Source organism: Chryseobacterium pennipullorum, assembly GCF_003384725.1.
Taxonomy (GTDB): domain Bacteria; phylum Bacteroidota; class Bacteroidia; order Flavobacteriales; family Weeksellaceae; genus Chryseobacterium; species Chryseobacterium pennipullorum.
Genome location: NZ_QNVV01000003.1, coordinates 21118 through 34048, shown reverse-complemented (window position 1 = coordinate 34048; position 12931 = coordinate 21118). Strand labels below are relative to the sequence as shown.

The window sequence follows — 12931 nt, the reverse complement described above, 5'->3', positions numbered from 1 at the left end:
AAACTTATTATGCCAAAACTTAAAGAATATCTGGGCGGGATTGTCTCTGAGATCGCTGAAGCCAGAAAAATGACCGATTTACAAACCGTACAGATCGCACGGGAATATGCAAAGAATGATCTGCTGAAACATTTTTCCATTCCCAGAATGAAAGTAGGAACAGTAGACCTTACCATTCCGTTTGCTACAGCAGGCAATACGCCCAAACTTCCATTCAGGGATTTTACATATGATGAAATCATCAAAACAGCAGGTACAGATTATAATTCTTCAGACACCAAGAACGATCAGAGTTTAAAAGCTTTTCTGGCAAACCAGGAAAACAATTACAATGAGATCATCACAAAGATCAAAGAAGAAAATAAGCCGTCACTTACGGATGAACAGATACAATATTTTGACCCTATTCCTAAATACACCCTGGAATTTTGCAGAACACTTCCCAACTTCGCGTGGAAAAATACTGATCCAGAAGTTTTTTTGCAGCGCGTATTCAACAGAATTACTCAGGAAGCCAGAAGAGTGATTGAAAAAACGGAGGATCATGAGATTATTGTTGAAGCAAGCCAACTGATGGAACTGGATGTGAAATGCCTGATCTTTGCCAAGATGTCTGTGAGTGAAGCAGGAATGGAATGGTCAAGATACGAAGATATCAACGGAAATATTGTAGAAACCTTAATCCCTGAATAAAACCATGAAAAAGTCACAATTTATCTTAGTTTCCCATTTGAAGGAGCAATTGCTGGGATTCCCGGCAATTGTTTCATCTTTAGAAAAAAAAGATCCGTTTTTTATCGAGAAAATGATATCATGGCTAAAGGCAGTAGAAGATATTCTTTCTACCCACAGCATCAGTGAAGTTTCAGAGATCGCAGGATTCAGAAGTAAAATTCTGGCAGGGAAAATAAGTGATGACCGGGGCATCCATACAAAGAAAAATCAACTTAAAATTACAGCTGCTCTTCTCTATGAAGCACAAAACTGTGTCCTGAACGTACTTCTCCCCCATGAAAACAAGATGAACGAATGCAGGGAGATCACAAAACAATTATTAGCTTTGACGGCCCAGTCAAAAACCCAGGTCTATCATGCGGATATAAAATTTGAAGATTTTGTTCAGAAAATATGGTGGTATATCCTTTCTGACAATGACCTGCGAATCGGTGGCATAAAGCTCAAATCCATGCTTTCGGAAATGGATATCATCATGCTCATTGCGGATGAAATTGATATTCAGGATTTTTCATAAATACTAAAAATAACTCAAATTTTTTTTTGAGTTATTTTTTTTGCGTCAAGTTTTGACGCTTGCCCCAGCTATCTTTGAAATATAAACAAAGACACAAAAATCATCCTTAGTACTATTAAAAAAACACCTTTGAATTCAACATACATCAATGCTGAACAGCCAGAAATATCTCAAAAAAATCACCAACACCTAATGACACAAAATATGGAAACACCTCATCACAATACAGACATTATCTTCGATGAAGACCTCTACACCGTAGAATGGAGCGACATCGAAAATGCAGAGATCGACTATGAGAACTATCTCAATGACATTGAAAGCTTCTTCCGGGAAGATTTCGAAGAAGACATCCTTGAAGAGGAAGCTTTCTAAATAAAATACTAAACACGACAAGTTCTGACGCTGTCCGACATTACCTTTGACATCTCTTTAATACTCACACAAAGTCTCATTAACATTTCAAATCCTTTGAATTCACCATTCACAAAAATGGCGGACAGCCAGAACTATGTTTAATACCAATGTATTCAAATCACAACAAACCATATAATCTCCTTAAAAAAGGCAGAGAAGCTGCCTGATAAAAGCTTCAACTCTTCACTTATTTATTAACCAAACCATAATCATTTATGAAAACAAAACAAGATTTAAAAAAATATTTCGAAAACGGAGATATCCCCATACAGGAGGAATTCTGGGAGTGGCAGGAATCTTACTGGCACAAAGAGGAAAAAATCCCATTAGAACAATTAGCGTATGATTTTTCTCAAAAAGCAGACCTTGTAGGAGGGGTCGTTCCTGCATCTCAGCTTCCAAGCTATGTAGATGATGTCTTAGAATTTGATTCCCTTTCCAATTTACCTCAACTAGGAGAATCCGGGAAAATTTATATTACAAAGGACACTAACAAGCTCTACCGGTGGACAGGCGCAAGATATATTGACATTACGCAAGGAGAACTTGCAACGCTACAATCTGTTACGGATAGGGGAAATGAAACTACAAGACCGATCAAAGTACAGGGAGTACCCTATGGCGGATCTTCTGATCTAAGCAATATTATGATTGGCCAGGAAACCAATAATATGGCGAGTCAGGCAAATTATACCATCTCAATTGGTAAAGGGACCAACCCTCTTGGTAACGATCACGTTGTCATTGGCCATAACTCTTCAGTGACTGATGATGGCAGCCAGGGAAATACGGTTGTTGGTAACTTCAGCCTGGAAGACGGCCTATATTCAAGTGAGAATACGGTTGTAGGCTATGCCAGTTTTGGTAATGCCAAAAGTGCCCAGAGGAATACCGTACTGGGAGCTTTTGCCGGCAACGGAGGTGGAGATGGAAAATACCAGAATATTCTAATCGGCAGCAGAGCCGGGGTCAATCTGGGAACTGACTCAAAAAACAACGTGATTATCGGATGTAACTCTGATTTTGGTAGCAATCAGCTACAAAACAGCCTGTATATCAACAATCTCAGCTCGCGTGGGCCTGTAGCATTCTCAGATGCCTTGATCTCCGGGAATTTTGAAGACAAATATATCAACCTGAATGGTAAATTTTCAATCACTCCGGATCAGATTCCAAGTGCAGATGCAGGTTATACTAAAAATATCGTTGCCAGGCCAGATGGGACATTTGGCTGGGAAGACAGAGCCGCTTCCGAATATATTCCATTAGCCGGCACCGCATCTGCGAAGCCCGTAACAGGAGATATTGTCATTAAAGATCCAAATAACAATAGTTTTACCAGGCTTTCCAAAGGAACTGTTTTCTGCTCCGATCATACAAAAAACGGAACGCTTATGGGGAATTCTGCACTTACATTCCTTGAACAGTTCGAGGGTCCGGTGGCTGAGATTACCAAAAAAGGAATTATTACAGCAGAACCTTCTTATCTCATTACCTGTGGGGGAACCAATGTAAGGGGCCTTTCAGGAGCATCAGACTATACGTACAACGTAAAGGATCTTGATTACATCCAAAAGAAATATGCAGACCAACAACATTCCTATACCAAGGAAGAAGTAAAGACCGGTGGATTATGGATTGACAATAAGCCCATCTACAGGAAAACAGCTGTTTTCTCTCAGATTCCGGATGAAGGCATCATTCGAATAGACAAAATCTTCGAAGACATGGAAATGATCGTTTCCAATCAGATGTTTACCGAATGGTATGATATGAAAGCGGATTTTGCAGGCAATCAAATAAGAGGCGAAGCTTTTATCTCACTCCAAAAAGAGTTTGTGCAGTTTCAGCTTAAAAATAATTCAAATTACAATTATTCTGCAATCGACTCCTTTACACTAACTCTGGAATACACCAAGAAAGGAGATCAACCTCTCTACTAGTAATAATCAACAAAACAACAGCAAATATTAAAATGGCAACAAACGAAACAAATAATAATGCGCCACAAACCTTATTCAGATTTGTGAGCTTAAGAAATCCTGAATTGACTGAAACGAAAAAAATTAATCTCGGCTTCATTCACAGACCCGCACAATTGACAGGTTCTTTTGATTCAGCGATCAACCCGGCAAGCACTGCTTTGGAAAAATTCAGGGCATTGGAAAATGCAGCCAAGACATTCAATACAACAGGCTATCAAAGCGAAATTGAGATTGAAGGCGGATCTCTTTCCGAAGCTCTTAAAATAGGAAGGAAAATTGCAAAAAAAGAAGTCCTTACAGCACTAGATGAGATTACAGCCAAAAACTTATACAACAGCAGTGCAATTCAAAGCAAGCTAGCCCAGGTTTGGGATAACCTCATCTATCAGACGGTTACCCAAAATAACTTTTACATCAAAGAAGCTTTAGTTCATATTTTAAGAGCCATTCACTTTGGGTATGTTTGTGACTTACCTTCCACTCCCGAATTAGTAAAAATCAATGGTGAAGATCTGAAGGCAAAAGCCCTGGAAGCCAGAGTAGTGCTTCCAATGAAGTTATTTGGAGACGGATACGAAGGAGAAAGTACAGGTTCTGTTTCTAATGGAAACGCCTTCCAGGTAAATGTTTCTAAAATTGGAGAAGGAGTGATCAACGGAACGTCTCTTTCCATTGCAACCCAACAACAATTAAAAGCTGAGGGAGAGAGAATTTCGGAATTGTCCCATCTTACCTTTGAAAAAGACAGTCTCGTTCAACTACGAGCTGAATTGGAAGCAGCCCAAAAGACATTCAATACTTTACGAGCAAAAGCATATGATGCCGCTTACAAGCAGTACATCAGCATGTACCAGGCTGATATTGAGAAATACGACAATATGTACGAAAGCATTCAGTCACAGATTGCAAATGGTGGCTTAACGCAGGAACAAATTGATGCTCTGTATGCTTCACTGGATCTGTTAAAAGTTCTGGCATTTAAGTTCGAATATAAAAATGAAATTAACTTTGAAGATCTGAAAGAAAGGCTTTCATTAGATTCTTTTAAACTGTTTGTCAATGTTTTCACAAAAGTAACCAGTGAGGAGAAGCCTGAAAACGGATTGGATTTTTCAACGGTCACCGTATTAAGTGAAAGAAAACTGCAATTGGGAAAAATCGAAGTTTCCATTACTGATGAGTTTGATACATTTCCTGAAATTTTTGAAAAACTGGATGAAGAAACCACCTCAAAAGTTCAGACTTTATTTCAGAAATCACCGGCTCCCGAGCAGACGTATGCAAGTATAGGAGGAGTATTGATTCCTGTCATGAATTCTTACAGTGCTGCCTCGCGTATTGTTCCGAGATCGTATTATTTAAGAACTTCATACGAGCCCGTTTCTTCAAGAATGCCTGCAACGGCAACGTTCTATTACCAGGCCGAAAGTAATGCCTGGGGAGCAGCTTCTGTAACCGTGAAGGCCAGCACTGATTTCGGACTTTATGAAGAAAGTTTTTCTAATATTGAAGTGATCGATAACAAGGTGGCACTGCCTCTCTTCTTAATCGATAAGTTTGGTAAGTTTATCCGCTCCCTTGATATAAAAATTTATTTCAATAACGGAAAAGAAGCTTCTTTACAGCTTTCCGCGATAGAGCTTAACAAGGCTTTTACAGGGATTCTTTATACTGAGGAAACAAAAGATGAAACTGAAAACCCTTCTGAAGGCAGTAGTGATTACAAACCGGGAACCTTCATTCCAAAACACTTTGGGGTAAAGAGATTAGGTATCGCAGATTACCTAAAAGTTGTTCAGACAACCCACGCCTATGTTCCGGGAGAGGTCACTCACATCGAAAACATTATGGCAAAAGAGTTTAAGCAAAAATCAACGCGCAGACTGAGAAGAAGTGAAATACAAACCACGACCTCCAAGTCTACAGAGCGAGAAACTCTAAGCGATACAACCACCACAACCAGAAATGATATGCAGTCTGAAGTGGCTAATGTTATCCAACAGGATATCAATACTGAAGCACACTTCAGGTATGGAGGAATGGGTAAATCTTTTGAAGTGGGCGGAAGCTTTGCAGCCAGAAACTCAAAAGAAAACAGCACAAGACAGGCTATTTCAAAATCTCAGGAAATCACTGAAAAAGCTACAGAAAGACTCCTTACTAAAGTAGCGGAAGAGAGAATTGAAAAAATCCTTGAGGAATTTGAGGAAAACAATGCCCATGGTTTTGATAACAGAAATGGTGATAAACATGTAGTGGGTGTTTACAGATGGGTTGACAAGAAAATGAAAAACCAGATCTTCAACTATGGTAAGCGTACAATGTTTGAGTTCATGGTTCCCGAACCGGCAAGACTTCATAACCTGGCCGCTGCTTCATCAAAATCTGATCAGTTAATTCCTCCGTTAGACCCAAGAACAGTTACTGATAAATGGAAAATGGAAAGTGCCCAGAAAGCAACCAAAGATCAGATTGAATATTGGGCCAATCACTATAGTGTAAAACTTACCGAGCAGCCAAAATCCCCTATTAACCTTATTTTAGGGAAACAATGGGAAAAAGTGGATGGCAACGGAGAGTTCAGGCACAGACAAATTGATATTCCTGATAATTATGAAGCCAGCGCCGTAAAAATGTTCTACGGTTTTGAAAGAAACTCAAAGGGCAAAAGTGTATTACATGTAAATAATTTTGCCGGAACCATGATTCCATTGGAAAACTGGGGAAAATCCATTGATAGTACAGCGTATTTTACTCCACAGAATGTAACCGGTTCCTATGATTTTGTATACAGATGTGAAAATATTGATTCTGTCAATATCGCATTCGAAATCACCTGTAAACTTTCTTCCGCTTATATGACATCATGGTTCTTAGAAAACTTTACTGCCATCATCAAAGCTTACGATGAGGCATATGCCATCTTTGCAGAGAAAAAGGCTGAAATAGAGAAAAAAGCGAAGGAAGAAGAAGAGCAGAATAAAGAAAAACTCAGCACAAGCAACTTCTACCGAAGTATGGAATCTGTCATTCTGAAACATAACTGTATTGCTTACTTACTACAGGATTATGGTTCGCTTGGAAAAGATTTCACCAATGGAGCAGAAAAAATGCAGGATTTCAGTATTGTATTAAGTGATGACCTGGAACAATATACCGCCTTGGCAAAATTCATGGAACAAGCATTTGAATGGAGCATTATGGATTACACTTTCTACCCTTACTATTGGGGAGATAAGGCGAAATGGCAGCAAATGTATCTGTCTCAAAATACAGATCCTCTATTCAGAAACTTCCTCCAGGCAGGAATGGCCAGAATCATTGTCACTGTAAAGCCAGGGTTTGAAGACGCCGTACAATTCTTTATGTCTACCGGAAAAATCTGGAGCGGAGGTGAAGTACCAGTAATCGGAGATCCGATGTATCTGAGTATTGTTGATGAATTACGCGAACCGGTAGGTATACAACAAGGAAAACCATGGATCACTACTCTTCCAACGTCATTAAACATGTTGCAGGAAGGTTCTGCCGGGCTCCGTACCCTTAATGCACTTCCATTTACTAAAGAAAACCCGGAAGAGTTTGAAGTTCCTTCAGATGTGGTGACCAACGACACCGATTTTGTAAAGAACGACAACCTCCTTGGAGTTCAGACACCAGGTTCCTCTTCTGAAAAAGTAATTTCCGGAGACTGGAAATAAACGATCAATCATAACTAACAAAAAATATACACAATATGTCCAATATAGGAAAAATCATCAGAGTAAATGCATTACCTCCCGAAGGAGAAAGAGAGAAGAATGTTATTTACCAGGTAGCTGCACTTGGTGCAGCTACTTACAAAGACTATGCTATTGATGAAAGCGGAGATATGAAAACTCCGACAATAGGTCTTCAACAGGAAGATTTGCAGGATAACCTCATCAATATTTCAGACCCTGATTTGTTGACCGCAGGAATCACCACTCAAAAAGAGTATAACTCCCACACCATAGAAAAGCTGGGAAATAAAGTAGACCAGCCTTCTAAAGACGGAAACGTTCAGGATTATCCAAAAATTCTGGGGATGGACGATAACGGAAACACAGCAAAATTACCCACCGGAGATTTAGGAAAAAACATTGCCAATTCTTCTCTCACTTCTGCTGCTGGCGCCGGACTGACGCTAGGATCCAACTGGACCCTCAACACTTCCGGATTACCGTATTCCATTACAGGATTGTCAGATGTCTCCAACGATGCTTTATTTAATACATTCCTGTCTCAAAATGCTGCAGGCCGTATTGGAAAAACCAATGGAAAGCAGCCTTTTCTAAGCCTTCCCTCTACGCTCTCCGAAGCTGAAAAAACAGCATGGAAAACAGCAATGAATGGAGGATGGACCACTGCGACTATGAGCGTTGCTATTATTACTCCACCTGTTGTGGATAAGCAGGACAAAAATTATTGGATCAGCCTCCGGGGAGCTAATCTTAATATGCCTCCGACCTCATTCTCTGTTGAAATCATGGCTAATGATGGTACTACCATTATTGCAACTGTACCCAATTCTCAGGTCCAGCTGTACACCAATGGCTTAGATTTAACGTTTTACTATAATTATAAAAACCTGCCTACCGGGCAGTATAAAATAAGACTATGGAACGGTTCTGCCTATTATGTTACAAGCTTAACCATTTCTGTTGTTGAAAACCTTCAGATTGTTGACTTTTCAGCATTAACATGGTCCAAGAAAATTTATAATGACGCTCAAAATGCTGATACCTTTGGAAATGGCGGTTCTGCAATCTATCAAAGCAATGCCAATGTCAAGACTTACAGTACCGACGATCCAACCATTGTTGGGGCTTTAAAGTCATCAAAAATAAACAATGCAGGAGAAAATTTCTATTTAGAATTCTCTGTCAATTTCCAACATGCTGCCAATTTAACGTCAAAGACACAATATATAGGATTAATGAATACCGCTTCCAATATTGACTTGTTGGACCAGACTGTTACAAGAATAAAAGCGGTTGGTATCATCGGAAGCTCAACCGGATACAGAACGTATTATCTAAATAATGCGGTAGTAGGCAGTGCTCCTGCAAATAGCGGGTCGGGTGCTAATGAAACCATGAATGTAGTTATCATAAAAAATGGCTCATCGATAACCGTTGCAGTAACGGTTCGGGGGACAACATCTTTGTCAGTTATCTCCGTACCCGATATTGAATACAGTTTAAATATGGCTGTCAACAACATGGGTGGACCGGCTACCACATCATTAAACATCACGAATTTATATAAATTCTAAAAGTGTTATGATGACTATTCACGATGAAACCATCACCGAGGATAAAATAAAAATCTCAAGCTATAAATACATGCTCTGGCTTCATCACAGGTAAAAGAATAGTCAACAGAGGGCAGAGCATAAAAAACTCTGCCTTTTTTAATCTTTAAAATTATTATCAATGGAAAACACAGACTATAAAGATATTTTTGATATTGGGAATGAAGCCTTATCTATGGATAATCAATTATCTTTTCCTTCATTTCCATCGTTTAAGGCCGCTTTTACAATTGGTGAGAATATAAGAGGAATGAGTAATGTGAACCCGCTGGCCACTGTAAAGCTTTTTAATCAGACTCCTGATGATCTTTTAACAAAATACTTTCCAGATGGCAGCACTCCTGTTGAAGGCACCTTTACCTACATTCCCGATAACAGAAGTGATTTAACTTCAGTAATCAAAACTACAGTTAAAGACTTTTATTATTACAGTGTAGTAGATGTGAAAAACTTTGCTTTTAAAGTCATTATCTTTTCTTCTACAGAGGCAACCAAGCTTAAAGAATGTTTTGAAGTATCAAGTCCTCAAGGCAGAGAAATATTAATTTTCGTAGAAGATAATTCTTCAGACAATGTCAGCGGAACCTACGGAGCTATAAAGATTTCTGATGAGGTATTAACTTTTTTGAATTCAAAGAAAAGACTTGCCTATGATGTTTACGATAATACCGAAATTTATAAAGAAATAAAGGCTGTTGTTCCTGAATTAACAGATGATCAGATAAAAGGGCTTCTACAGAAAGGGTATATCGAAGACACCCGAATTGATATTGCTAAAACATACTTCAATGTAGCTTCTTTCTTTTCCAGTGGGATTTCTCTGCTCCACCCTGCTCTTGGGATTCTCACCAATAATGCTGTGAGAACGGCAACAAGTTCTGTTCTTGAAAAAATTATAGAAACCATTGAAAAAGCAAGGCTTGGAGAAAACAGGTGGCAACCTAGACCACCAAGACTTGAAAATGGAGCATTTGATGAAAGTTATAAATATGACCCCCTTATTTCCTCTGGAAATAGCAATTCCGGAACAGTAAACTTTACTGAGATAAACCGATATTTAAAGACAATGCTTACAGAGCAAAACGATTTTGTAAGATCATTGTTGAATATCAAAAAAGATTTTAAGCCTAACAGCCAGCCTAAAGGTTTGCTAGAGATTTTGTATAAATCCTACTTAGATGCTTATTACATCATGCATAATGTAGCCTCGAATCTGGAAATTCTGAAATACGGAACAAAAGTATACAACGCTTTACTTTGCGGTATATGGAATGGTCTTATTGATGCGGTATCCGGGATATTTGCAATGGTCAAAATGATGTATGATGGAATCACATTAGGGAAGGACTTTGCCCAAAATATTGAAAAATATCTTCCTACACTTTTAGAACAGTTTGACGAAGCAATACAGGCTATTAAAAGTATTGATTTTACAGAAACCGCTAAATATATTTATGGAAAGTTAATAGAGATAAAACTTACTTTTGATCCTGTAGCTTGTGCTTATTTCATAGGATATGCTTATGGTTTTATTATATCTTTAATCATTGAAATTGTTGTCGGAATTCTGGTAAGTGGGGGTACATTAAGCATAGCAGCGATTATCAATGCTTTAGCAGAAACTATTTTGGGAATCTTTCGCCTTACATGGGGAGCGTTAAAAGGTGTAGCCAAAGCATTTAGATCTTTTACTCGATTCGTTGTAAAAAGTATTAATGATCTTATTAAAGGTTTTCAGGAGTTAATAACTTGGTTAAAGAAAGGATGGAGTGAACTAAAGAAAATTATTGATGAAGGATTCGATCTATCCACCAAAAAACATTGGATGTCACCTGGTTATTTCAAATTTGGGGAAGATCCTGCTACATTTAGGAACTTTATTCGATTGAGAGAAAGAGGTGATGATGGTTATTATAATATATTATGTCATGGTTCAGAAAAAAATGTTATTATTGATGGTAGGATCCTAAAACCTCAAGAACTCGCGAACTTAATTGTCGAGCAAGGATATGAAAAAGGAGAACCAATTAGACTTATAGCATGCAAAACTGGTTCTAAGCAAAATGGTTTTGCTAAAAAATTGGCAGAAATACTAGATGTTGAAGTAATTGCTCCTACTGAAAAAATTGCAATTGATGATCTTGGGCAATTCATCCACGATAAAAAAGGAAAATTTGTAAAATTTGTAAAAGATTAAACTATGAAATATTTTGGATTTATAAAAGAACATGATGATTACAGTATTTCAAAAAGTATTCAAGAATTGGTTTCTAACAATAGCACTATAGATAGTAATAAGGATAGAGTTTTAGATTATTTACAAAAGGGGATTATGGTGATTCCTCTTATGGGATTTGTCGAAAATGCAAAAGATCCTTTATTTGGAACAGATAATTACGATGATGAAAGTTTTGTAGCCTATAACGCAATATATACGGACGGAGTATGGTTATGGCCTCAATATATCCTTGAATATATAAAGAAATATCCCAATATAAAGCTTGATCCAGAATTTGTAAAACATGCTGTAAACAACAAAAAAAACATTCATATTACTGAAGAAGAATCTTTAAAAATCGAAAAGAATTTTTTTCAGGAGTTTTGGAAATAGCAAATGACTGCATTTTAAATGTAAGGTTATGATAAACAAAGAAAAAGCATTTGAAATCGTCAAACAATATTTACAGGACCGAAAAAGAGAATATGTTTTTATTGTTGAAAAAGATAAGTGCTTTTTACCACAACCCCTCATGGTTATGCTGAAGAATGGGAAGAAGAATCATAAGTCACTTCAGATCTACAAGATTATATTAATTTTCAATCTTGTTTCTTCATAAAAAATTAAAACACGACACGTTTTGTCGCATTAAGCCCATATATTTGTGGTACAACATTTTACCATGAAGAAAGATTTTTATCTGACAAGATATGCCTTAATAATTAAAAGATTAGAAAGTTCTCCAGCTACCTATTCCCAGCTGGAGGACTATCTTTTAAACTCTTTTGAATTCCAGGATGCAGGAATCAAAAGCTACTCGATCCGTACCCTGCAGCGGGATATCCGTGAGATTTCCGATCTTTTCAATCTTTCTATTCACAACAAGAAAAAAGGTGATAACCGCTATTATATTGAGAGCCGCCCGATCATGGAGGTAGACGAATACAATCAGAAGCTGCTGGAATCTTTCCAGGTAAGCAATGCCTTAAATCTACATCCTGATTTTTCAGATTTCATCTTTTTTGAAAGCCGCAAGCCAACCGGTGTGGAACATTTTTATGATCTCTTCTTCGCCATCCGTAATAAAAGGGTGGTCAGTTTCGAACATTACAATTATAAAAACAAGCTGATGACCTCCCGTAAGGTCCATCCTTTAGCCTTAAAAGAATCCAAAGACAGATGGTATCTTATCGCCATAGACACGAAGGATAAAGTTTTAAAATCATTCGGGCTTGACAGGATTAACTATCTTGATGTGGCTAAAAATCAGTTCAGAGAAAAATACAGATACAACTTCAGGGAACACTTTAAAAATGCTTTCGGAGTAATGAACCTCACGGAGCAGAAACCTCAGAATATTGTATTAAAGTGCAGCCGCCATCAGGGAGAATATATCAGAAGTTTTCCGCTGCATCAGTCACAGAAGGAGACCAAAGAAACGCCCGAAGAAATCTATTTTGAGTTCTTCCTGCATCCTACTTACGACTTTATGCAGGAAATTCTCTCGTACGGAAAGGAAGTAACCGTTTTAGAACCGAAAGGTTTAGTTGATGATATCCGTACCCATTTGCAGGAGTCTCTGAACCGGTATTTAGAAAGCTAAACAGCAATTACCGGATATCATTTTTTTTGAGTACATTTACATAAATATACCCTATTGAAAGTTTTATTTATTTGCATTTGCTGTATTATTTCTTCCTTTTGCTTTTCCCAGCAGAAAGAGG

The 12931-nt window shown here is 37.9% G+C and carries 10 protein-coding genes; all 10 read left to right on the top strand.

The window, feature by feature from the left end; all coding sequences use genetic code 11:
• Positions 1-9 precede the first annotated feature (9 nt).
• The 10 genes from DRF67_RS04625 (at position 10) to DRF67_RS04580 (ending at position 12810) form a co-directional block, all read left to right on the top strand.
• The gene (locus DRF67_RS04625) at positions 10-693 is read left to right on the top strand and encodes a hypothetical protein (protein ID WP_115927167.1); all 684 of its coding nucleotides are present in this window, start codon (positions 10-12) and stop codon (positions 691-693) included.
• 4 nt (positions 694-697) lie between these two features.
• A complete protein-coding gene (locus DRF67_RS04620) occupies positions 698-1252 on the top strand; it encodes a hypothetical protein (RefSeq protein ID WP_115927165.1) in 555 nt (184 codons plus the stop codon).
• A 204-nt stretch (positions 1253-1456) separates the two neighbouring features.
• Complete coding sequence (locus DRF67_RS21460) at positions 1457-1627, top strand: hypothetical protein (RefSeq protein WP_165851743.1); 171 nt, start codon at positions 1457-1459, stop codon at positions 1625-1627.
• Between the two features lie 257 nt (positions 1628-1884).
• Positions 1885-3612 carry a hypothetical protein gene (locus DRF67_RS04610; RefSeq protein ID WP_115927161.1) on the top strand — a complete coding sequence of 576 codons (1728 nt, stop codon included), beginning with the start codon at positions 1885-1887 and terminating at the stop codon, positions 3610-3612.
• A gap of 32 nt (positions 3613-3644) precedes the next feature.
• Positions 3645-7355 (top strand): hypothetical protein, encoded by a 3711-nt coding sequence (locus DRF67_RS21765; RefSeq protein ID WP_228435733.1) that lies wholly within the window; start codon positions 3645-3647, stop codon positions 7353-7355.
• Positions 7356-7390: 35 nt separating this feature from the next.
• Positions 7391-8950, top strand: a complete 1560-nt coding sequence (locus DRF67_RS04600) for a hypothetical protein (protein ID WP_115927159.1) — start codon at positions 7391-7393, stop codon at positions 8948-8950.
• 160 nt (positions 8951-9110) lie between these two features.
• The gene (locus tag DRF67_RS04595; protein WP_115927156.1) at positions 9111-11186 is read left to right on the top strand and encodes a hypothetical protein; all 2076 of its coding nucleotides are present in this window, start codon (positions 9111-9113) and stop codon (positions 11184-11186) included.
• Between the two features lie 3 nt (positions 11187-11189).
• Positions 11190-11600, top strand: a complete 411-nt coding sequence (locus DRF67_RS04590; RefSeq protein ID WP_115927153.1) for a hypothetical protein — start codon at positions 11190-11192, stop codon at positions 11598-11600.
• A gap of 28 nt (positions 11601-11628) precedes the next feature.
• Positions 11629-11826, top strand: coding sequence for a hypothetical protein (locus DRF67_RS04585; RefSeq protein WP_115927151.1), 198 nt, complete (start codon positions 11629-11631; stop codon positions 11824-11826).
• Between the two features lie 63 nt (positions 11827-11889).
• A complete protein-coding gene (locus DRF67_RS04580) occupies positions 11890-12810 on the top strand; it encodes a helix-turn-helix transcriptional regulator (RefSeq protein ID WP_115927149.1) in 921 nt (306 codons plus the stop codon).
• Positions 12811-12931 lie beyond the last annotated feature (121 nt).